Here is a 21,358-nt window from a genome sequence, read left to right as displayed (position 1 = left end):
CTTCACGACTTTCGCAGCGGCATCACTGCGCACCATTCTTCCTCCGCGAGCGTGCTACCTCCAGGTCTTCGCACATTTGCTTCGCCCCTTGCGCGATACGCGGCGCCGGGCGGTTGATCAGATCGCCGTCGATGGCGAACAGATTGTTGTTCGCCACCGCTTTGAGGCTCGGCCAAGCGCGCCATGTGTCGAGTTGCGGCAAGGCGGTGTCCGGTTTGGTCGCGCCGGGGGCGGCGGTGACGATCGCTTCCGGATTCGCTGCGAGCACCGCTTCGGTCGAGACGGTCGGCACCAGCGGCTCGAGTTTCGCAAATACATTGCGGCCGCCGCATAGCGTAATCACGTCGCTGACCATATGTTCGCCGTTGAGCGTCATCAACGGTTGATCCCACACCTGATAGAACACGCTGACAGGCGGGTGGCCCGCATACTGCGTGCGCAGTCGTGCGATGTCCTGACGGTATGCCGCCGCCGCGGCGTCGGCAGTCGGCGAGGTACCGAGCAATTGCCCGAGCTTCGTCAGCGACACGGCAACATCGTCGAGATGATGCGGCTCGCTGAAGAACAGCGGCACATGCATCTCACGAAGACGATCGAGTTGGCGCTGGGCATTGCCATGCCGCCACACGACGATCAGATCGGGCTTCAACGCGACGATCCGTTCGAGGTCGAGCGCCTTGTTGTCGCCGACACGCGGCAATTGCTTCGCTTCAAGCGGGTAGTCGCTGTAGGACACGGCGCCGACCAGTTTCGCGCCGCCGCCCGCGGCGTACAGCAGTTCGGTAACATGCGGCGCGAGACTGATGACGCGCTGTGCGGGAGCGGGCAGCGTGACGGTTGCGCCGGTGTCGTCGGTGACGGTGATCGCGGCATACGCGTGCAGCGTGCTCACACAAAGTGCCGCGGCGACGACGAGGCGTGAGAGTCGAATCAACGAACAGCCTCGCGCAGACTCTCTTCAAAGCGTGCCCATTCCGTGTCGCTGGCAGGCAGCCCGAAACGCACACTGCCCGTTGCCGTGAAGAGCCGTGTCCACACGCCGCGTCGCGCCAACGCCTGATGCAGTGCAGCGGCGCGTGCATCGTCGGTCCATGCAAAGAGGGGCGTGCTGTGTGTGGCGAAACCATGTGCGTGCAGCAGACCTACCAGACGGGCGTTTTCGCCCTCGAGCAGCGTACGCATCTGCTGCTGCCACGTCACGTCGGCAAACGCGGCTTTGACGGCATGACGAGCCGGGCCGCTAACCGTCCATGCCCCGAGCGAACGATGCAATGCATCGAGCAAAACCGGCGCACTGAGTACGAAGCCTGCGCGCACGCCGGCGAGCCCGAAGAATTTCCCCGGTGAACGCAACACGATCAACCCATCGCGATGGGTGCTTGCCGTGAGCGACGCCGAAGGCATCGTATCCGCGAAAGCCTCGTCGACCAACAGCGTGCCGCCGCGTGCGGTGAGTTGCGCATGCCAGCGCAGCAGCTTGCTGGCGCTCAGATGCTCCGCGGTGGGATTGTTAGGATTCACGACCACCACATGAGTGAGCGCGTCGGGCAAAGTGTCCCAGGATACATCGAGTGGCACGACCTCATGTCCTGCCCGCTCGAATGCGGGCGCATATTCGCTGTACGTGAGCGGTGCGATGCCGACCCGAGCACGTGGCAACAGCGAGGGCAGTGCGCGAATCGCTGCCTGGCTTCCCGCGACGGGTAGCACATGGGCTGCATCGGGCGCGCCGTAGTAACGCGCGGCACAGGCGGCAAAACCGTCACCGTCGTCGGGCAGGCGGCGCCAGGCATCGGCGGGAACTGGGGGCACCGGATAGCCGTGCGGATTGATACCCGTCGACAGGTCGAGCCATTGCGCGTACGGAATGCCGTAACGCTCGGCCGCTTCGTGCAGATTGCCGCCGTGAACCACGGCGTCGAGCGCGGTGCCGGTATCGGCCCCGTGGCCAGCTATTCGATCAACCATGAAAGGGCACACTCAGCAACGCCAGCACGATCAGCACTGCCAGCCAGAGAATGACCGTCCGTTCGACCAGCATCAACGCCGCCGTGACATGAGTGGCCTTCGCGGGGTGTCCGAAACCGAGCGTCGGGCGGTGTTCAAGTGCGCCGTGATACACCGCGGGCCCGCCGATCAATACGTTCAGACTGCCCGCGCCCGACGCCATGACCGGCCCGGCATTCGGACTGTCCCAACGCGGCGCCTGTTCACGCCAGCAACGCAGCGCGGTGCGCGTGTCACCGAGCAAAGCGTAGCTCGCTGCGGTGAGGCGAGCGGGAATCCAGTTGAGCACGTCGTCGATGCGCGCGGCTGCCCAGCCGAAGCGCAAATAGCGCGGCGTGCGGTAGCCCCACATGGCATCGAGCGTGTTGGCCAGACGAAACCCCAGTGCGCCCGGACCGCCCGCGATCGCGAACCAGAACAGCGCGCCGAAGATCGCGTCATTGCCGTTTTCGAGCGCCGATTCGACGGCGGCGCGCGACAGCGCCGCTTCGTCGGCATGAGTGGTTTCGCGCGACACGATGCGCGAGGTCAGCAGACGCGCTTGTGCCAGATCGCGCCGCGCCAGTGCCTCGGCGATCGGCGCAATGTGGTCGTGCAGGCTGCGCGCGCCAAGGGCGAACCACAGCAGCACGACATGCACCGCGCAGGCCGCAAAAAAAGGCAGCACCGAGACGAGCCACCAGGCGATCAGCACCGGCGGCATCACCGTCAGCGACCAGGCGAGCAGCCCCTTGAGACGCAAGCGCCGGCCGGTGTTGTAGTGCGTTTCGAGGCGCATCGCCCATTTGCCGAAGCCGACCAGCGGATGCGCGGTGCGCGGCTCACCGAGCCAACGGTCGACGGCGACACCCGCCGTTGCCAGCGTCACGATCAAAGGCAGCGACAGCATCACGCGCCTCCCGCTGTCTTCAAGGCGAGGGGCAAGCCCGCGACCATCATCGTGACCTGGGTGCTCAACGCGGCGATGCGCTGATTGAGCCGCCCGAGTTCGTCGACATAGAGGCGTGTTTCCGCGCCGAGCGGCACCACGCCCAAACCGATTTCATTGCTGACCACGATGATCTTGCCTCTGGCGTTGATGAGCGCTGCTTCGAAAGCGGCAAAGTGCGTGTGATAGTGATCGACCGGCAAGCCGTCGCCGTCAGGTGGGCACAGAAGATTGGCGAGCCACAGCGTCAGGCAGTCGATCAGAATGCAGTGGCCCGGCGCGTCGATTTGCGTGACGGCGCCGGCGAGATCCACGTCTGCCTCGTGCAAAGCCCAATGCGCCGGACGCCGCTCGCGATGATGCGCGATACGCGCGCTGAATTCGGCGTCGTCGGCTACGCGCGCGGTGGCGATGTACGTGACGGGCAGGGCGCTGTCGTTCGCCAGATGTTCGGCGTGCACGCTCTTGCCCGAACGGGCGCCGCCGAGAACGAAGGTGAGGTCGCGGGAAATCATCGCGTGATTGTACCGGCGTGCAGCGCGTGCCGGCACGATGGGATAATGCCGCGTTCATCGCCCGCATTCATTGTCCGCATTCATTGTCTATTCACCGCCCAAGCCGATATTCCGTGACCGCCATTTCGAACCCGCATGACGTCGTACCTGTGCCGCGCGGCACGCTGATGATTCAGGGCACCACGTCCGATGCCGGCAAAAGCACGCTCGTCGCGGGCCTGTGCCGGCTGGCGCGCCGAGCCGGCGTGCGGGTCGCGCCGTTCAAGCCGCAGAACATGGCGCTCAATAGCGCGGTGACGGTGGATGGCGGCGAGATCGGCCGCGCGCAGGCCTTGCAGGCGGTGGCGGCCGGCATTGCTGCTCACACCGATCTGAACCCGGTGTTGCTCAAGCCGACGAGCGACCGTGGCGCGCAAGTGATCATCCACGGCAAGGCGCGCATGAATCTCGATGCACGCGCGTATCACGACTACAAGCCGGTCGCCGTCGAGGCGGTGCTGGAATCGTATGCGCGTCTGCAAGCGGCGTACGACACGATTTTTGTCGAAGGCGCGGGCAGTCCCGCCGAGGTCAATCTGCGCGACCGCGATATCGCCAACATGGGTTTTGCTGAAGCGGTCGACTGTCCGGTCGTGCTGGTGGCCGACATCGACCGGGGTGGGGTGTTCGCGCATCTGACCGGTACGCTCGCGTGTCTGTCGGACAGCGAGCAGGCGCGCGTGCGCGGCTTCATCATCAATCGCTTTCGCGGTGACGTCAGTTTGCTCAAGCCCGGGCTCGACTGGCTCGAAGCGAAGACCGGCAAACCGGTGCTTGGCGTGGTGCCGTATCTGCACGGTCTGACGCTCGACGCCGAAGACATGCTGCCGCCCGAGCTGCGCGCGGCGCACAGCGGCGATACGAGCCGGATGTTGCGGGTAGTCGTGCCGGTATTGCCGCACATCAGCAATCACACTGATTTCGACGCGCTGCGCGCGCATCCGCAGGTCGATTTTCATTACGTGCGAAGCGGCACGCCGCCCCCGCCGGCCGATCTGATCATCCTGCCGGGCTCGAAGAATGTGCCGGGCGATCTGGCCTTTTTGCGTGCGCAAGGCTGGGACGCGGTGCTGCAACGGCATCTACGCTACGGCGGCCGCGTCATCGGAATTTGCGGCGGCATGCAGATGCTCGGACGTGATGTGGCCGACCCGCACGGCGTGGAAGGCGCGCCTGGAACGAGCGCGGGCCTCGGCTGGCTCGATTACTCGACGGTGCTGACGCGCGAAAAAACGCTCAAGAACGTGACAGGGCGTCTCGCGTTGCCGGGGGCGCCCGAGGTGGCCGGCTACGAGATTCACATGGGCGAGACGCGGGGCCCGGCGCTCAGCTCGCCCGCGCTGCAATTGGGCGAAACGCCAAACGCGCATCCCGACGGCGCGATCTCGGCCGATGGCCAAATCCTCGCGACCTACGTGCACGGGCTGTTCGACACGCCGGCCGCGTGCGCCGCACTGCTGGCGTGGGCGGGACTGAGCGACGCCGAGAAAATCGACTACCCTGCGTTGCGTGAGGCCTCGCTGGATCGTCTGGCCGACACGCTCGCCGAGCACCTCGATCTTTCGAAGCTTTTTGCTGTGATTGGTTGAGCGAGGTTGGCTGGATGGTGGCGATTAAATCCCAGTGGGAAATAATCAAAGCCTAATGAGCAGTTTTTCACCTCACTTGGTTCGAATACAGTCTTGACGTCGACGCCCGATACGGGTCGTCTCCCTCTCGTAAAGGACTCGTCATGAATTCGAACCGCTCCGCCGATCTGGCCGCCTTGATCCTTCGTCTGGCCTTGGGCGTTCTCTATCTCGCGCACAGCTTGCAGAAGATCTTTGTTTTCACGCTGCCGGGAACGGCGCAGTTTTTCGTTTCGCTCGGCTTGCCGGGCTGGCTCGGCTATGTGACGGCGTTCGTCGAATTGATCGGCGGTATTGCGCTGCTGCTCGGCGTGCAGGTCCGTTGGGTCGCGCTGGTGCTGCTGCCGTTCATGCTCGGCGCAACGTCGCAGCATCTGCATAACGGCTGGGGGTTCGCGTCGCCGCACGGCGGCTGGGAATATCCGGCTTTCTGGGCGGTGACTTTGGCTGTGCAGTCGCTGCTTGGCGCCGGCGCGCTGGCGCTGAGCGGTGCGAAGGCGCCGCGCGCAGTGGCTGCCTGATACGTTTCAATCAGGCACGAAATCGCGCCGGCGCTTCGCCGCGCCGGCAACAAAAAAGCACGCGCCGTGTGGCCCTACGTACCACAAAGGTGCCGGTAAACGGGCAGGTCTGGTGATTACTGCGAGCCTCTTCGGGGGCTCGCTTTTTTACGGACATTGAAAGTCCATAGGAGCCTTGGCCAAGCGGTGTCGAGCGCTGCTGCGCTTGCGATTGCGGAGCTGCGCGGCGTCGACGAAAGAACGGTCGTACAGGGCTGCACGCGCAACAGCTCAAAGCTCTTTGGCCTGTCGCAAATGGCTTGACGTCCTTCTTGTCCGTGCGATGGCTAAGCGGTACTTCGCACGAAGACTAAGAGCAAACCGTAGTCACCTTTATCCGCTGCACGCAAGGCGGTTAAGTAATCCGACCGGGCGTTATCCGCTTTAACCAATGTCCCGCCGCCGCCCCACGAGAACGGCTCTTGTTTCATGCTGCGTAAGAGTGCATCAGCCATCATTCGTGTGTGTCGACCATTACCGTTTGGAAAGGGATGAATCCATACCAGCTCGCGGTGAAATCGTGCGGCAATCTCATCGGGCGGGAATGTGCCGTTGTCGACCCACCACCGCGTGTTATCGAAAAGATTTCTCAGTTTGACGCTGACCTGCGTCCAGTCACATCCGATGTTCTTGTCGGACTTGCGGAACGTGCCTGCCCACGACCAGGTCTGGTCGAACATTTTCTTGTGAAGGTTGCGACAGAACTCTTCACTGAGGACATTGACCTTGCGTTGACGGCGAGCCCATTGCACGGCTTGCAGGATGTTCTCCTGCTCCCAGTCATTCAGCTCACCCTTGGTGGTCAGGTGCGTTGGTATTAGCCCTGCAAGCTCGTCAGGGTCAAGCGGTGTTTGGCCGTCCTGTTCGTCTAAATCTATCGCCATAGATCGGACCAGCGGCCCCGGAGCAGTTCTGCCGTTCTCTGCTCAACCTGTTTGCGAAGTCGGTCGGTTGCCGGACGTTGGTCTTCCAGACTCATGGTGTGCGCAACTCCACTCACTTCCTGCAGGGCGATTGAGCGCGCCTGGTCTTCGACCACTTGAGTCAGTGGCTTTCTGGGCACCAGAGCATAGACCAGCTCGCAGTCCAGCCCGTCAGCCAACTTGCGCAGTTGTCCAAGCGTGATTCGCTCCTCAGCTTCGGCCGACTCCGACTTGTGCAGGGTCGAACCGGTAATGCCTAACCTGTCGGCCTGTTGTCGCTCGGTGAGCCCTAGCGACTCTCGGATGGCCTTCAGCCATCCACGCGGCGGGGGCCGACGGTTGGTCAAATCCGAGTACGCGGCGATCGACGCCTGGACCTGTTCAAGCCGGAGCTGCCTCATTCTGGAATCCATTTTGCTGGCCTATAGGCTATCAAAAACGGAAAAAATGATAACCTATAGTGAAGCAATTATCAACTCTATGCTTCAGTATAGCGAAGCTAATAGTGCGCGTTGCGTCGCCATAATGACGCACAATCGAATAACTTGCTTCGTCATAAGGCAGCAAAAAAAAACCTCTCCGGCAAGAAAAAGACCAGCAATTTCCTTTGGGACGCGGGTCTCAGCGTTAATTAGCTCAAAAACCAATACCTTGGTGGTATCGGTAGCGTGTGGTCGCGCGCTTTTCTATTGCGCTGAGCTAAAAGTGTTTCAGGTGTTCCCGGCATTTCCGGCCTGCGCCGCACCCCCCGCGCCAGTCAATCAATACAACACGATCTGCGTGCAGCGAAACAGCGCCATCGTCTTGCCGTTCGGATCGGTGACGGTGGCGTCCCACACCTGCGTGCTGCGACCCAGATGGACCGCCTTGGCAACCGCGCGGATCGTGCCTTCCGTCGTCGTGCCGAGAAAATTGCTTTTCAGCTCGATGGTCGTGAAATTGCGCGCCGTCTCGGGCAGGTGGGCGAGGCATGCATAGCCGCAGGCGGTATCGGCGAGGCCGATCACCGTGGCGGCATGCAAAAAGCCGTTCGGCGCCAGCAACTCCTCGCGCACGGTCAATTCCGCGGTCAGAGTGCCTTCCTCCAGCGCCAGAACATGCACGCCCAGCAAGCCGGGCAGCTTGCCCTTCTGACGTTCGTGCAGGCGCTCGATGGAGTATTCCGGACGAAGTTTGCTCATGAGATTCGGGTCCTCGATGGAAAAAACAGCGATGTAAGGCGGTCAATAGCCGTTTGGGGGCTTCGGCCCCGGTGAATTTGTCGATATTATCAACGGCTGGATCGGCGGGTGAACCTGAAACCGGTACGGATCAGGGCACATCTGCGCAAGTCAGAGCAAACTGCGCGGTAAACCGGCTGGCGGCGCCCAGCCTTCTTTCCGGGAGAATTCATGACGGTAATCGTGGTGGCGAATCCGAAGGGCGGCGTGGGCAAAAGCACGCTGTCCACCAATCTGGCCGGCTATTTCGCCTCGCAAGGGGAATGGATCGCGCTGGCGGACATGGACAGACAGCAGTCTTCGCACGCGTGGCTGTCGCTGCGGCCGCCTGCGTTGCCGGCCATCGAGACCTGGGAGGTCGACCTGGAAAACCCCGCCAAACCGCCCAGAGGTCTGGAACACGCGGTCATCGACACGCCGGCCGGGTTGCACGGCAATCGCCTGAATATTGCGCTGGACCTGGCCGACAAGGTGATCGTGCCGCTGCAGCCCTCCATGTTCGATATTCTCGCCACCCAGGATTTTCTCGAGCGGCTGGCGAAGGAGAAGGCGGTCAGGAAAGGCGCAATCGAGATCGGTGTGGTGGGCATGCGCGTCGACGCGCGCACGCGTTCAGCGGAGCAATTGCATCGCTTTGTCGAGGGGTTGAAGCTGCCGGTGCTGGGTTACCTGCGCGACACGCAGAATTACGTGCAACTGGCGGCGCACGGCCTGACCTTGTGGGACGTCGCGAAAAGCCGCGTGGAGAAGGATCTGGAGCAGTGGCAGCCGATCATCCAATGGACCAACGGCGCCGGTAAGAAGGCTTGAAGTGAATAGCAGGCGGCGAGGCCGCCCGCTACATGGAACCGTGCCGCGCGGTGAAAGGCCGGTTCACATCCCGCTCAGGTCCAGTTCTGGGTCGGCACGTGATCGCGGCTGCCCTTGATCTTGTTGTTGTCGTCGACAAATACCAGATCCGGTTTCCAGCCTGCCTTCAGCTCCGCTTCGTCGACCACGGCGAACGCCGCGATGATCACCAGATCGCCCAGTTGCGCGCGCCGCGCGGCCGAACCGTTCAGCGAAATCATGCCGCTGCCGCGTTCGCCCTTGATCGCGTACGTCGAGAAACGCTCGCCGTTGTTGATATTCCAGATGTCGATCCGTTCGTTTTCGACGATGTTCGCGGCTTCCAGCAAGTCCTCGTCAATCGCGCACGAACCTTCGTAGTGCAGTTCGCAGTGCGTGACCGCGACGCGATGGATTTTCGACTTCAGCATGTTGCGTTGCATGACCAATCCCTTGTGGCTTCTTATGCGCGTTTGCGCAAACTAAGACGGCTTCAGATTTCGAGGTTGTCGATAAGACGGGTGGTGCCGAGCTTGGCGGCCGCCAGCACGACCAACTCCGCATTCGCGTCTTGCGCGCCCGGCGGCAGCAGATTCGAGCGCTTGCGCACCGCGATGTAATCAGGCTGCCAGCCGCGCGCGGCCAGTGCCGCCATTGCCGCCTGTTCGAGTTTCGCGAAGTCGCGATCGCCGGCGAGCACCGCATCGCGCACGCGATTGAGCTCGGCGGCCAGCATCGGCGCCTCGGCGCGTTCGGCCGTTTGCAGAAAGCGGTTGCGCGAGCTGAGCGCGAGGCCGTCGGTATCACGCACGGTTTCCGCGGCGATGATGTCGGTCGGCAGCGCGAACTGGTGGCACATGCTGCGCACGATCATCAACTGCTGGTAATCCTTCTTGCCGAACACCGCGACGCGCGGCTGCACGCACGACATCAGCTTCATCACCACCGTGCACACACCCTGGAAGAAACCCGGCCGGAATTCGCCTTCGAGGATGTCGCCCAGATCGTGCGGCGGATGCACGCGGTACTCCTGCGGCTCCGGGTACAGATCCCGTTCCGTCGGCGCGAACAGCACGTAGACGCCTTCTTTCTGCAGTTTCTCAATGTCGGCTTCGAGCGTGCGCGGGTATTTGTCGAAATCTTCGTTCGGGCCGAACTGCAGGCGGTTCACGAAGATGCTCGCCACCACCGGATCGCCGTGCTGGCGCGCGAGGCGCATCAGCGACAGATGGCCCTCGTGCAGATTGCCCATGGTCGGCACAAAGGCGGTGCGATTCTGGCCGCGCAACTGGTCGCGCAATTCATGGATCGAGCTGATGACTTTCATGATCGGACAGGGATTTCCTCGCGCGGCGCGAGACTCGGTTGGCGCAAAAACTCAGGTTTTCGCGTGGCCCGCGGCCTCACTGGTAATGACAGGTTCGGAGCGCGGGATTGTAGTGGATTTGTTCCCGGGGTGCACCGAAACGAGGCGTGTGCGGCAGCGCTGGCGCATGCAGGCCTCGTTTTGCGGCATCAGGCCGGCAGATAGGCGAGGCGCACATAGATCGGTGCGAACGGCTCGGCCTGCGTGATTTCGATGAGCGACTCACGGCACAACTCGAGCATCGCGATGAAGTTCACCACGACCACCGGCACGCCTTTGCTCGTGTCGAACAGGTCCGAGAACTCCATGAAGCGCGCGTTCTGCAGTCGCCGCAGGATCGTGCTCATATGCTCGCGCACCGACAACTCCTCGCGCGAAATCTTGTGATGCTGAACCAGCTTGGCGCGCTTGATCACGTCGGCCCACGCGGCGCGCAGGTCTTCGCTATCCACATCCGGGAAACGCGGCGTGATGCTTTGCTCGATATACACCTCGGCGCGCAGGAAATCGCGGCCAAGCTGCGGCAGATGGTCGATGCGCTGGGCGGCAAGCTTCATCTGTTCGTATTCGAGCAGGCGGCGCACCAGTTCGGCACGCGGATCTTCGGCTTCGTCGCCGCTATCGGCCTTCTTCACCGGCAACAGCATGCGCGACTTGATCTCGATCAGCATCGCGGCCATCAGCAGATACTCGGACGCGAGTTCGAGATTGGTCTGGCGCAACTGGTCGACGTAGCCGAGGTATTGGACCGTGACATCCGCCATCGGGATGTCGAGCACGTTGAAGTTCTGCTTGCGGATCAGGTAGAGCAACAGATCCAGCGGGCCTTCGAACGTTTCGAGGAACACTTCGAGCGCGTCCGGCGGAATGTACAGATCCGTCGGCAGCTTGAAGAGCGGCTCGCCGTACAGGCGTGCGAAAGCGATGCCGTCTACAGTGTCCGGCGTCGAATCGGTGGCGGGCGCGGCAAGCGCGGCGTCAGGCGCCTGTGCGGCGCCCTTTGCCTCGTCGGCGTGACTCACGCGCTTAGAAGTTTTGATAGTACGAGTAAGGCGTCTGCTCCACGCGCGAGGCTGTCTGCTCGGCGCGTTCTTCGAGGTCGATCGGCTGTTTGTCCCACAGCAGCGACCGGCCACGGCGCTGCTCAGCTTCCAGATTCGGTTTTTGTTGCTTGAGCTGGTTCAGGAACTGCGTGATGTCCGATTGATACATGGCTAGACGTCCGTGGTTTGGGGAGTGGCGGCTGCTTGGCGGGAACAAGCGCGAACCCGCGCGGCATCGCTCCTATTCCATAATTTTACCGCATGCGCCGCGCGTGGTCGAAAAACGATGGCCGGCGCGAGCGGCCCGCCTGCAAAAACGCCTGGAACCCGCGCTGCTGCGATGCGTCAAAGGCGGGCGCGTGGCTGGCGGGGCGGTGTGAATTCGCGCTGTGCGTCCGGGCGGACATCATTACCCGTGCCGCATGGGGCGCGGCGTACCGGCCGAAAGGCTCGCCACGCTTCACGCTGCAAACGCTCCTTTAAGAGATGGCGCGGCTTCACCGATGTGGTCAAATAGCGAGCTTCGGCCGCCGCGGCGAGCCCGAGCGACAGAATTCATCAACCACGGCCGGAGGTCCCGTTTGGCGGGGTGTGCGATCGAAAAGCCGCATAGGCGGCGCGGCAAAACCGGTGACGAGCGAGGGCCTCTGACGCCCATTCGGCGCTGGCTGCACGCGTGGCTGGCATTCGGCATCGTCATGCTCATGCTTGCCTCGGTCGACACGCACGCGGCGCGGCGCCCGCCAGCCAGCTACAAGGTCGATATCGAAGCCACGCCGCGCTCGCTGCGCAAGCTGCTCGAAGCGCATCTGGACGTGGCGCGCTTCGCCAAGCGTCCCGACATCAGCGACGACCAGTTTGAGTTTCTGATTACGGCCACCCCGCAACAGGTGCGCGATCTGGCCGCCACGCAGGGCTATTTCTCGCCGGTCGTGCGCACCGACGTGCGCACCGTCGACGACCAGAAGCGTGTGACCGTGAGCGTCGATCCCGGACCGCAAACCCTCATCACGTCGATTTCGCTGTCGTTTCGCGGCCCGGTGCTGACCGAAGACCCGGCGCAGGAAAATGCCGCGCGCTTCGCGTTTTCACTACACGAGGGCGACCCGTTTTCGCAAGGCGACTGGGACGACGCGAAAAACGCGTCGCTCAAGGCGTTGCAGTCGCGCCGTTACCTGGGCGCGAAGATCTACCACTCCGAGGCGCGGATCGACCCGCGTACGCACGAAGCGAAATTGTCGGTTACCTATGACAGCGGCCCGACCTTCACGATGGGCAAGCTCGACGTGTCCGGCACGCGGCGCTATCCGGAACAGATCGTCGACAACGTGAATCCGATTTCAGCCGGCGATATTTACGACGTGCAGCGCATTACCGAATTGCAGCGGCAGTTGCAGAACACCCCGTACTACGCGAGCGTGGCGATCGACGTGGACAGCGATCCCGCCAAACCGGTCGAGACGCCGATGCACGTGAAGGTGTCGGAATATCCGTACAACAGTATCCGCGGCGGGGTGGGTTATTCGACCGACAACGGCCCGCTGATCCAGGGTTCGTATTCGTATCTCGACACATTCGGCAAAGCGTGGCCGTTCACGGTCGACGGCCGCATCGACCAGATCCAGCAGTACGGGCAAATCCAGCTCGCAATGCCGCCGGGGCCGCGCGCGTGGACCAATAGCGTGCTGGCTTCCTACACCACGACCGACGTGTCCGACACGCGCATCTACAGTATCCGCGGCGGCGTGCAGCGGGCCCGTACGTCGCAGTTCATCGACTACAACTACGCGATCCTCTATTACCAGGATCGGCTCGATCAGAATTCGGCCGCGCCGACTACCAGTCGCGCGCTGGTGCCGTCATGGTCGTGGACCCGCCGCAATACCGACGATCCGCTGTTCCCGCGTTCGGGCAACCTGATTCACGTCGAAGCGGGCTTTGCGGTCAAAGGCGTGCTGACCGATCAGACGTTCGCCCGCGGTTACGCCCGCGGCCAGCAGTACCTGCCGATCGGCAAGGAAGACCTCGTGCTGTTCCGTGCCGAACTCGGCGGCGTGTTCACGAGCGGCAGTTCGAGCGGGATTCCGGCTTCGCTGCTGTTCCGCGCGGGTGGCTCGAATTCGATCCGTGGCTACAGCTATCAGAGCATTGGTAATAACGTCGACGGCTCGGTGCTGCCCACCAAGTATCTCGTGACCGCGTCGGCGGAGTACCAGCATTGGTTCAATCACGACTGGGGCGCAGCCGCGTTCTTCGACGTCGGCACCGCTACCGACACTTGGGGCGAGAAAGTCTTTTATCCCGGCGCCGGCGTCGGCGCGCGCTGGCGCAGCCCGGTCGGTCCGGTCAATGTCGATGTCGCCTACGGGATCCGCAACCGGAGCGTGCGACCGTACCTGACCCTCGGCATCGCCTTCTGATGGAAACCTCCTTTTACATGATCCACGCATGACCACGGACGTTTCCGCCCAACCCCCCGCGCAGCCGCCCGGCGCTCTTCCGCCAGGAGAGCCCGGACAGCAGCCTCCGCCCGATGCGCCGCAGCCCAAGCGCCGTCGCGGGCGGTTGTTGCTGAAAACGCTTGCGTGGATGGTCGCCGTGCTGGTGCTGCTGGTCGCCGTGGTGATCGGCCTGGTGTATGGCGCGCTGACGACTGAGCGTGGGACGGCTTACGCGTGGCAGGCGGCCGTCAAACTGCTGGGTGGCAAGCTGACCGGCACGCTCGAGAGCGGCGCTATCGCCCACGGCGTGCAACTCCGCCAGGTGCGCTGGCGCAGCCTCGACGGCAGCGGCACCGATATCCAGATCGACCGCGTGGCCGGCCGCTGGGAACTGACACACAAGCCTTGGCGCTTCGCGATCGACTATCTGCATGTCGGTACGATCGACGCCCGGGTCGGCTCGTCGTCGTCGAGCAGCAGCGGGCCGCTGAAACTGCCGCAAGACTTGCGCTTGCCGATGCAGCTCGAGGTGCGCGACGTGCAGGTCGACAAACTGCTGTTGCGCGAGGGCGGGTCGACGACCGAGCTGTCCCGTTTCATGTTCCATGGCCGCAGCGATGGCCGGCACCACGAGGCCGCGATCGAGCGGCTCGACACGCCGTTCGGCGCCGTGACGGCGACGGCGAAGCTCGATGGGGTGCGGCCGTTTCCGCTGACCGGCGATCTTGGCTATTCGGGCAAGGTCAACAACGAGGCGGTGCAGGTGGGTGGCCATCTGAGCGGTTCGCTGGAGAATCTCATCGCCGAACTCGATGCTAGCGGCATGAAGCTCGCCGGCCATGCGCGAGTCGAGGCCACGCCGTTCGGCGACGTGCCGTTGCAACGTGCCACGTTGACTTTTGATCACGTCAACCCGCAGGCGTTTGCGCCAGGCGCACCGCTGGCGGATCTGGCGGTGCGGGCTGAACTGCAGCCGGTGGGGCAGGCTGCTGCGGGGGCGGCAGCAAAAGCCGCAGCGGGGTTCTCCGTCGCCGGCCATGTCTCGATCGTCAACGCCAAACCCGGTGCGATCGACCAGAACCTGCTACCTGTGATCGATGCCAACGCCGACGTGCGGCTCGACGCGCAGGCGCAGCGTATTTCGAACCTGAAGGTGCGGCTCGTGAAGAGCGCCACGCTCACCGGCGGCGGCGCGCTGACCGGCAGGCGCGGCCAGTTCGATCTGCAGGTCGCCGGACTCGACCTGAACGCGCTCGAAGCGACCGTGCGGCCTACCCAGCTTTCCGGTCCGATCGGCATCCGTCTGAACGACGACGTGCAAAGCCTGACCCTCGATCTCGCCGACCCGAAAGCGGGGTTGCGCGCGCAAGGCAAGGTGACCTTCGATCCCGCACGCATGAGCTTCAACGACGTGCGTGTCACGTCGGGCAAGGGCCGCATCGATCTGTCCGGCGCGCTCAAGCACGACGCGAATTCCACCTACAACCTGAAAGCGCAACTGACTGATTTCGATCCGTTGACGCTGACTTCGCAGATGCCGTCGCGCACGCCGGCGACCCCCACGGCGGGGACCGCGAAGGCGACGAAAGCGCCGCAGGCCACGAAACCGGAGGCGGCCCAGGCGAACGAAGCGGCGGCACTCGCGGGCAGCACCGCCGGCGCGAAAAGCGCGGCGCCCGGCGATAAGGCCGCAGCGGTGGTCAAGAACACGGCCAAGGCGGTGGTGAAGGCTGAAGTCGTTCAGCGCAAAGTGCCGCCCAGGCCGTCCAAAGCGCCGCCCGCACGCAAGATCGAGGCACGCGTGAACGGCACGCTCACGGCAGCCGGCATGCTCGGCCCGGTCTTCAGCACCAAGGCCGAATTCAAACTCGGCCCGAGCGTCTATGACGGCCTGCCGTTGACGGGCGGCGGCGTGGTCCAGTTGTCCGGCTCGCGGATTCTGCCGAGCCGCGCGAATCTCTCGGTGGCGGGCAATCAGGTGGACTTACAGGGCAGCTTCGGCGCGCGCGGCGACCGGCTGCGTTTTCGTGTCGATGCGCCGGAACTTGAACGCCTCGGTTTCGGCCTCGCCGGTCTTATCGCCGCGGATGGCGACGTCACCGGCTCGTTCGCGCATCCGAATGTCGTGCTGAACTACAAGGCAGACAGTGTGGTGTTCAGCAGTAACCGCATCGGCCATGCGGAAGGCCATGCCGAATTGCGCGACGGCGCGAACGGCGCGCTCGTTTTCACGACCGACGCGCGCAATCTCAGCGCCGGCGGCGTCGATCTCACCACGCTTACGGCGCGCCTGTCGGGCACGCGCGCCAACCATACGCTGGAGGCGGCGGCCACCGGCAAATTGCAGGACCGTCCGCTCGATCTGACACTCGCTGCCAACGGCAAATTGACCGAAGCACGCGACGGTACGCGCTGGGATGGCACCGTGACCCGCCTGCAGAATCGCGGCACACCGGCGCTGAATCTCGAGTCGCCGCTCGCCGTGAGTGCCGGACCGAATCACCTGACGCTTGGTGCGACCCGCCTCACGCTCGAAGGCGCGGTGCTGAGCCTGAAATCGTTCGCGTTCGACCACGGCAAGATCCAGTCCGCGGGCACCTTGACCGACATTTCGCTCGTGCGCCTGCAGGATCTGCGGCGGCAAATCACCGGCGAACCGCCAGCCGTCAAAACCGATCTGATGTTCGACGGCGACTGGGACTTCGCGCTCGGCAGCACCGCGAGCGGCCACGTCCAGTTGAAGCGTCGCAGCGGCGACGTCACGGTCGAGATCGGCCGTGGTCTGGCGTCGCTGGGCATCACGGATATGAGCGCGCGCGCCGAATTCAGCGGCGGCAACCGGCTAAACGCGACCGTGCACGCGCAGGCCAGCCGGATTGGCGTGATCGACGCCGACGCGCACACCACACTCGTAATGCGCGACGGCTTCCTGACTGTCAACGAAGAGGGCGCGGTCAGCGGGAATGTGAATGCGAACGTGCCGTCGTTGAAAACGACCGGCGGGCTGTTCGGGCCGAGCTATCTGCTCGACGGCCACCTCGCGCTGAAACTCGCGCTCGGCGGCACGGTCGCCAAGCCGAACCTGACGGGGTCGCTGCTCGGCGATGGCTTGTCAGCGACGATGGTCGACCAGGGCGTGCAGTTGAAGGACGGCGTGGTGCGCATCGCGCTCTCGCAAAATCTGGTGGACTTCCAGCAGGTCGAGTTTCACGGTGCGAGCGGCACGTTGCGCGCCACCGGCCGTGTGCGCCTGGATGGCGCGCAACCGGATCTGTCCGCGAGCATCGTCGCGGACAAGCTGGAATTGTTTGCGGCGCCGGACCGCAATCTGTCGCTGTCGGGCAGCGCGAGCGTGGCGAACGCCGGGGCAGAGGGCGGCATGGCGATCAACGGCAAATTCGTGGTCGATCACGCGCTGTTCGATATGCCGGAGCAGTCCGCACCGAAGCTTGGCGACGACGTGGTGGTGGTGCGTCCGGACGGCACGGTGGCGGGCGAGCGGCCACCGCCGCAAGTGGCGGGCACCAACAAGCCGATCGGCCCGTTTGCGCCACGCGCCAATATCGACATCAGTCTCGGCAACAGCTTCCGTTTCCGCGGTATGGGCGCGGACCTCGGCCTGACTGGCACGATCACCGCGATGAGCGCGCCGAACCTGCCGTTGCGCGCGGTCGGTAATGTCCGCGTGACGCAGGGCTCGACCTATACCGCGTTCGGCCGCAAGCTCAACATCGAGAATGGCTTCTTTACGTTCAACGGTCCGGTGGCCAATCCGGGCATCAACATCCTGGCCATGCGCCGCAATCAGCAGGTCGAGGCGGGCGTGCAGGTCACGGGCACCGTCCAGTTCCCGGTCGCGAAGCTGGTGTCCGAGCCGAACGTGGCGGATAACGAAAAGCTCTCGTGGCTGCTGTTCGGACACGGCACGGATCAGGGCAACAACCTCGGTCAGCAAAGCACCATGACGACCGCGCTCGCCTTGCTCGGCAGCGCGAGCGGCAAACGGATCGCGCAGACCTTCGGGCTCGACGAGTTCTCGATCGGGCGAAGCGAAGTCGGGCTGACCGATCCGCAAGTGGTGATGGTGTCGAAGGCGATCAACGAGTGGCTCGTGGTGGGCTACGAGCAGGGTCTGCAGTCGGCGAGCAATGCGATCAAGGCGACGGTGAACCTCACACGCTATTGGTCGGTCGCGGCATATGGCGGCACGTTCGACGGCATAGAACTGCTGTACACGCGGCGCTTCGATCGGGTCCGGTGGTGAGTTGATGGAGGCTACGGCGGTGGCCGTGGTGTGAACAACGCCACGACACAAAAGAAAACGGCACGCCTTTTAAAGCGTGCCGTTTCTGTTGATGCCTGCAGCGTTCGACGCCGCGCGCGTTATTTCACGCGCATGCCCGGCTTCGCACCGCTGTCCGGCTCGAGGACGTAGAGGCCCGGCTCGGCTTTCTCGTCGGTGGCCGAAGCCGCCAGCACCATCCCTTCGGACAGGCCGAACTTCATCTTGCGTGGCGCGAGGTTCGCGACCATCACCGTTAGCTTGCCGACAAGTTGCTCCGGTTGATAGGCCGACTTGATGCCCGAGAACACGTTGCGCGTCTTCTCTTCACCGACGTCGAGCGTGAGTTGCAGCAGCTTGTCCGAGCCTTCCACCGCCTTGCAGTCGACGATCTTCGCGATGCGCAGATCGATCTTGGCGAAGTCGTCGATCGAGATGATGTCAGGCGTTTCATCCTTCTCTGCGGCGGCTGCTTTCACTGCCTTCGACTTGGCCTTGGCATCCGCCGGCGCCGCGGCTTCCGGCGTGGCTTGCAGCGAATCGCGATTCGCTGCGATGAGCGCCTCGATCTGCTTCGGATCGACGCGGGTCATCAGATGCTTATACGCGTTGATCGGGCGCGTGGAGGAGAGCGGCACGTTCGCGTCGGCCCACACCAGCGGTTCGATGGCGAGGAAAGCTTCGACCGCTTCCGCCAGCTTCGGCAGCACCGGCTTGAGCGCCAGCGACAGCAGACGGAATGCCTCGATGCTCACGCTGCAGGTCTCGTGCAGCGCGGCCGCATTCGCCGGGTCTTTTGCCTGATCCCACGGCTTGGCGGTGTCGACGTACGCATTGACCGCGTCGGCCAGTTCCATGGTCTGACGCAGCGCGCGGTTGTACTCGCGCGCCTCATAGTTCGCGGCGATTTGCGGCACGGCGGTGCGCAGCGTGGCGAGCAACGGGTGCTGCATGGCGCTGTCTTGCACGCGGCCGTCGAAACGCTTGATCAGGAAACCGGCGGCGCGGCTCGCGATGTTCACGTACTTGCCGACCAGATCGCTGTTCACGCGCGCCTGGAAGTCGTCGAGGTTCAGGTCGAGGTCTTCCATCGTGCTGTTCAGCTTGGCGGCGAAGTAATAGCGCAGCCACTCCGGGTTCAGGCCCGTGTCGATCACGCTTTGCGCGGTGATGAACGTGCCGCGCGACTTCGACATCTTTGCGCCGTCCACGGTCAGGAAGCCGTGCGCGAACACGTTGGTCGGCGTGCGGTGGCCCGAGAATTCGAGCATGGCCGGCCAGAACAGCGTGTGGAAATACAGAATGTCTTTACCGATGAAGTGGTACTGCTCGGCGGTCGAGCCCTTGCGAATCCACGCGTCGAAGTCGAGGCCGCGTTTTTCAGCGAGGTTCTTGAAGCTCGCGTAATAGCCGACCGGCGCATCCAGCCAGACGTAGAAATATTTGCCCGGTGCGCCCGGAATTTCGAAGCCGAAATACGGTGCGTCGCGCGAAATATCCCAGTCGGCGAGCTTGGCTTCGCCGGCGTCGCCGAGCCATTCGCGCATCTTGTTGGTGGCTTCCGGCTGTGCCAGACCGCCCACCCACGCGCGCAGGAAATTCTCGCAGCGCGGATCGGACAGGCGGAAGAAGTAGTGCGTCGAGGTCTTACGAATCGGCGTGGCGCCCGAGACGACCGAATACGGATTGATCAGATCGGTCGGCAGATAGGTCGAACCGCACACTTCGCAGCTGTCGCCGTATTGATCTTTCGCGCCGCACTTCGGGCATTCGCCCTTGATGAAGCGGTCCGGCAGGAACATTTCCTTGACGGGGTCGTATGCCTGTTCGATGTCGCGCGCTTCGATCAGGCCGGCTTCCTTGAGCGCCAGATAGACCGATTCGCTCAGCACGCGATTCTCTTCGGAATCGGTCGTGTAGTAATTGTCGAACGAAATCCCGAAGCTGTCGAAATCGCGCTTGTGTTCCTGCCAGACGCGGTCGATCAGTTGCTTCGGCGTCAGACCTTCCTTTTCCGCGCGCAGCATGACCGGCGTGCCGTGCGTGTCGTCGGCGCCCACGTAGTAGACCTCGTGCCCGTGCATTCGCAACGTCCGGACCCAGATGTCCGTCTGGATATATTCAACCAGATGGCCGATATGGATTTGCCCGTTCGCATACGGAAGGGCCGACGTGACGAGAACCTGGCGACGGCCTGACGGCGCGCCTGCGGAGAGATCGGTTGCGGGTGCTGACATAAGGATGGTGGGAGCCTGCGGTGGGACGAAACGTTGATTCTAGCAGGGCCGGCGCCCGGCGCGGGCTGGGCCGCTTGGGCCGCGGCTGGGTCGCTGCCAGGGCAGGACGGTGTGTCCCCCAGGGAGACTTCCTGCGGAGCGAAAACCGAGCGCCCAAAAAAAACCGGGGCTATTAACCCCGGAGCAACAACGACAAGAGGAGAATGGTGACGCGGCGGCTTCGCCAGCCACGTACCGTAAAGACAGACCGCGGATTTTCGGCAGAGTTCGAAATTTTTTTCGTTCTCGCGCGAGATTTTGTTTCCCCCGCTTTTTACGGCTTGCCGGACGCCTCCGGCTAAGGTGGCAAGAGCCAGTGGCAAGAACCACCCGGCGCCCGGTTGCTTCTCCCTCTTAAGTCTGTGCCGTTATTGCGTGGCGTGCTGAGCCGTAGCGCGCAGATAGATTTCCACGCGACGGTTTGCGGCACGGCCGGCTTCGGTGTTGTTGTCAGCGACCGGCTGGTTCTGGCCCATGCCGCTTGCCGACAGGCGTTGCGGCGCGACGCCGCGTTGCCCCAGATAACCCGTCACGCTTTCAGCGCGGTTGACCGACAGCGTCTGGTTGTAAGCCGGCTGACCCGTGCTATCCGTGTAGCCGATTACCTGGGCGATCAGTTCCGGATTCTGCTGCATGGTCTGCGTCAACTGATCCAGCACCGGCGCGAACGACGGCTTGACCGCGTAGCTGTTGGTATCGAACGTGACCGAGCTCGGGATGTTCAGCTTGAGCGAGCCGTCCGGCTGCTCGGTGATCTGCGTGCCGGTGCCCTTGGTGGCGCCCGACAGCTTGTTGTGAATGGCTTGCCAGTTGTAGCCGGTGATACCGCCCACCGCTGCGCCGGCGCCCGCTCCGATCGCCGCGCCCTTGCCACCGCCGAAGATCGCGCCGATCGCCGCGCCGGTGGCGGCGCCCACGCCCGTGCCGACGGCGGTGTCCGTACCTTGTTGGCTTGCACAGCCTGCCAGCAACGAACCTGCAACGGCGAAAACAGCCAGGCGAGTCATGATTTTTGCATTCATTTTTTGATTCCTCTTGAGTGAAGCGAGTAAAGCGGGTGGAAGCGATCAATCTATCCGTCGAACGTGACGGCCGTAAAGCGCGTTACTCGACAATATGAGAATCCTGCGTCTTCCCTGTTCCCGGTCCGACAGTGGAGAAGGGTCTTCCGGCAAGGCTTGGCGTCAGCCACTACAATGATGAATGAAGTACGCAGCGATGCGACCCCATGGCGTTCCGCCTGCCCGAAGGGTGCACGGCGTGCCTGGTTTTAGCAATGCTGTCTAACAATTTTTTTCAAAT

Annotated in this window: 18 protein-coding genes; 5 read left to right on the top strand and 13 right to left on the bottom strand. The window is 63.4% G+C overall.

Going from position 1 to position 21,358, the window contains the following annotated elements:
- Positions 1-22 precede the first annotated feature (22 nt).
- The 4 genes from FSO04_RS21080 to cobU are packed head-to-tail and all read right to left on the bottom strand — an operon-like array spanning position 23 to position 3,450.
- The gene (locus tag FSO04_RS21080) at positions 23-934 is read right to left on the bottom strand and encodes a cobalamin-binding protein (RefSeq protein ID WP_154562107.1); all 912 of its coding nucleotides are present in this window, start codon (positions 932-934) and stop codon (positions 23-25) included.
- Positions 931-1,968, bottom strand: a complete 1,038-nt coding sequence (gene cobD, locus FSO04_RS21075; protein WP_154562105.1) for a threonine-phosphate decarboxylase CobD — start codon at positions 1,966-1,968, stop codon at positions 931-933. Before cobD ends, FSO04_RS21080 begins: the two co-directional genes overlap by 4 nt.
- The gene (cbiB, locus tag FSO04_RS21070) at positions 1,961-2,896 is read right to left on the bottom strand and encodes an adenosylcobinamide-phosphate synthase CbiB (protein WP_154562103.1); all 936 of its coding nucleotides are present in this window, start codon (positions 2,894-2,896) and stop codon (positions 1,961-1,963) included. The genes cobD and cbiB overlap by 8 nt, the downstream gene beginning before the upstream one ends.
- Positions 2,896-3,450 (bottom strand): bifunctional adenosylcobinamide kinase/adenosylcobinamide-phosphate guanylyltransferase, encoded by a 555-nt coding sequence (gene cobU / locus FSO04_RS21065; RefSeq protein WP_154562101.1) that lies wholly within the window; start codon positions 3,448-3,450, stop codon positions 2,896-2,898. Before cobU ends, cbiB begins: the two co-directional genes overlap by 1 nt.
- Before the next feature lie 167 nt (positions 3,451-3,617).
- Between cobU and FSO04_RS21060 the strand changes: the two genes are divergently transcribed.
- Both FSO04_RS21060 and FSO04_RS21055 read left to right on the top strand, forming a co-directional pair.
- Positions 3,618-5,078 (top strand): cobyric acid synthase, encoded by a 1,461-nt coding sequence (locus tag FSO04_RS21060; protein ID WP_154562155.1) that lies wholly within the window; start codon positions 3,618-3,620, stop codon positions 5,076-5,078.
- Positions 5,079-5,221: 143 nt separating this feature from the next.
- Entirely contained in the window at positions 5,222-5,638 is a 417-nt protein-coding gene (locus tag FSO04_RS21055) for a DoxX family protein (protein WP_097391653.1), read from the top strand.
- Between the two features lie 326 nt (positions 5,639-5,964).
- Here the strand turns inward: FSO04_RS21055 and FSO04_RS21050 are convergent, their stop codons facing one another.
- The 3 genes from FSO04_RS21050 to FSO04_RS21040 all read right to left on the bottom strand — a co-directional run bounded on the left by FSO04_RS21050 (position 5,965) and on the right by FSO04_RS21040 (position 7,781).
- The gene (locus FSO04_RS21050) at positions 5,965-6,561 is read right to left on the bottom strand and encodes a mobile mystery protein B (RefSeq protein WP_154562099.1); all 597 of its coding nucleotides are present in this window, start codon (positions 6,559-6,561) and stop codon (positions 5,965-5,967) included.
- Complete coding sequence (locus tag FSO04_RS21045) at positions 6,552-7,001, bottom strand: mobile mystery protein A (RefSeq protein ID WP_233464936.1); 450 nt, start codon at positions 6,999-7,001, stop codon at positions 6,552-6,554. Before FSO04_RS21045 ends, FSO04_RS21050 begins: the two co-directional genes overlap by 10 nt.
- 360 nt (positions 7,002-7,361) lie before the next feature.
- Entirely contained in the window at positions 7,362-7,781 is a 420-nt protein-coding gene (locus tag FSO04_RS21040) for a PaaI family thioesterase (RefSeq protein WP_154562097.1), read from the bottom strand.
- Positions 7,782-7,991: 210 nt separating this feature from the next.
- On the opposite strand from FSO04_RS21040, the gene FSO04_RS21035 reads away from it, so the two are divergent.
- Positions 7,992-8,630 (top strand): ParA family protein, encoded by a 639-nt coding sequence (locus FSO04_RS21035; RefSeq protein WP_154562095.1) that lies wholly within the window; start codon positions 7,992-7,994, stop codon positions 8,628-8,630.
- A gap of 74 nt (positions 8,631-8,704) precedes the next feature.
- Here the strand turns inward: FSO04_RS21035 and panD are convergent, their stop codons facing one another.
- The 4 genes from panD to FSO04_RS21015 all read right to left on the bottom strand — a co-directional run bounded on the left by panD (position 8,705) and on the right by FSO04_RS21015 (position 11,226).
- Positions 8,705-9,091 (bottom strand): aspartate 1-decarboxylase, encoded by a 387-nt coding sequence (gene panD / locus FSO04_RS21030; RefSeq protein WP_012432059.1) that lies wholly within the window; start codon positions 9,089-9,091, stop codon positions 8,705-8,707.
- Positions 9,092-9,141: 50 nt separating this feature from the next.
- A complete protein-coding gene (gene panC, locus FSO04_RS21025) occupies positions 9,142-9,975 on the bottom strand; it encodes a pantoate--beta-alanine ligase (protein ID WP_154562093.1) in 834 nt (277 codons plus the stop codon).
- Positions 9,976-10,163: 188 nt separating this feature from the next.
- The gene (locus FSO04_RS21020; protein ID WP_093636239.1) at positions 10,164-11,036 is read right to left on the bottom strand and encodes a segregation and condensation protein A; all 873 of its coding nucleotides are present in this window, start codon (positions 11,034-11,036) and stop codon (positions 10,164-10,166) included.
- Positions 11,037-11,040: 4 nt separating this feature from the next.
- On the bottom strand, positions 11,041-11,226 hold the full coding sequence (locus FSO04_RS21015; RefSeq protein ID WP_154562089.1) for a DUF3460 family protein: 186 nt from the start codon (positions 11,224-11,226) through the stop codon (positions 11,041-11,043).
- 412 nt (positions 11,227-11,638) lie between these two features.
- Here FSO04_RS21015 and FSO04_RS21010 point away from each other — a divergent pair, with 412 nt between their 5' ends.
- The gene (locus FSO04_RS21010; protein WP_154562087.1) at positions 11,639-13,477 is read left to right on the top strand and encodes an autotransporter assembly complex protein TamA; all 1,839 of its coding nucleotides are present in this window, start codon (positions 11,639-11,641) and stop codon (positions 13,475-13,477) included.
- Positions 13,478-13,505: 28 nt separating this feature from the next.
- On the top strand, positions 13,506-17,762 hold the full coding sequence (locus tag FSO04_RS21005) for a translocation/assembly module TamB domain-containing protein (RefSeq protein WP_154562085.1): 4,257 nt from the start codon (positions 13,506-13,508) through the stop codon (positions 17,760-17,762).
- A 119-nt stretch (positions 17,763-17,881) separates the two neighbouring features.
- Here the strand turns inward: FSO04_RS21005 and metG are convergent, their stop codons facing one another.
- Positions 17,882-20,017: a methionine--tRNA ligase gene (gene metG, locus FSO04_RS21000; RefSeq protein WP_154562083.1), complete on the bottom strand. Its 2,136-nt coding sequence runs from the start codon at positions 20,015-20,017 to the stop codon at positions 17,882-17,884.
- A 407-nt stretch (positions 20,018-20,424) separates the two neighbouring features.
- The gene (locus tag FSO04_RS20995; protein ID WP_154562081.1) at positions 20,425-21,078 is read right to left on the bottom strand and encodes a YiaD family glycine zipper/OmpA-like lipoprotein; all 654 of its coding nucleotides are present in this window, start codon (positions 21,076-21,078) and stop codon (positions 20,425-20,427) included.
- Positions 21,079-21,358: the final 280 nt, after the last annotated feature.

Origin of the sequence: Paraburkholderia madseniana (assembly GCF_009690905.1) — a bacterium.
Taxonomy (GTDB): domain Bacteria; phylum Pseudomonadota; class Gammaproteobacteria; order Burkholderiales; family Burkholderiaceae; genus Paraburkholderia; species Paraburkholderia madseniana.
This window is presented reverse-complemented; position numbering and strand designations above follow the sequence as displayed.

Bases quoted from the DNA above. Each gene is read 5' to 3' on its own strand.
- panD (WP_012432059.1), bottom strand. From the start codon at position 9,091: ATGCAACGCAACATGCTGAAGTCGAAAATCCATCGCGTCGCGGTCACG.
- FSO04_RS21055 (WP_097391653.1), top strand. From the start codon at position 5,222: ATGAATTCGAACCGCTCCGCCGATCTGGCCGCCTTGATCCTTCGTCTG.
- metG (WP_154562083.1), bottom strand. From the start codon at position 20,017: ATGTCAGCACCCGCAACCGATCTCTCCGCAGGCGCGCCGTCAGGCCGT.
- panC (WP_154562093.1), bottom strand. From the start codon at position 9,975: ATGAAAGTCATCAGCTCGATCCATGAATTGCGCGACCAGTTGCGCGGC.
- FSO04_RS20995 (WP_154562081.1), bottom strand. From the start codon at position 21,078: ATGAATGCAAAAATCATGACTCGCCTGGCTGTTTTCGCCGTTGCAGGT.
- FSO04_RS21015 (WP_154562089.1), bottom strand. From the start codon at position 11,226: ATGTATCAATCGGACATCACGCAGTTCCTGAACCAGCTCAAGCAACAA.
- cbiB (WP_154562103.1), bottom strand. From the start codon at position 2,896: ATGCTGTCGCTGCCTTTGATCGTGACGCTGGCAACGGCGGGTGTCGCC.
- cobU (WP_154562101.1), bottom strand. From the start codon at position 3,450: ATGATTTCCCGCGACCTCACCTTCGTTCTCGGCGGCGCCCGTTCGGGC.
- FSO04_RS21050 (WP_154562099.1), bottom strand. From the start codon at position 6,561: ATGGCGATAGATTTAGACGAACAGGACGGCCAAACACCGCTTGACCCT.
- FSO04_RS21040 (WP_154562097.1), bottom strand. From the start codon at position 7,781: ATGAGCAAACTTCGTCCGGAATACTCCATCGAGCGCCTGCACGAACGT.
- FSO04_RS21035 (WP_154562095.1), top strand. From the start codon at position 7,992: ATGACGGTAATCGTGGTGGCGAATCCGAAGGGCGGCGTGGGCAAAAGC.
- FSO04_RS21060 (WP_154562155.1), top strand. From the start codon at position 3,618: ATGATTCAGGGCACCACGTCCGATGCCGGCAAAAGCACGCTCGTCGCG.
- FSO04_RS21045 (WP_233464936.1), bottom strand. From the start codon at position 7,001: ATGAGGCAGCTCCGGCTTGAACAGGTCCAGGCGTCGATCGCCGCGTAC.
- FSO04_RS21005 (WP_154562085.1), top strand. From the start codon at position 13,506: ATGACCACGGACGTTTCCGCCCAACCCCCCGCGCAGCCGCCCGGCGCT.
- cobD (WP_154562105.1), bottom strand. From the start codon at position 1,968: ATGGTTGATCGAATAGCTGGCCACGGGGCCGATACCGGCACCGCGCTC.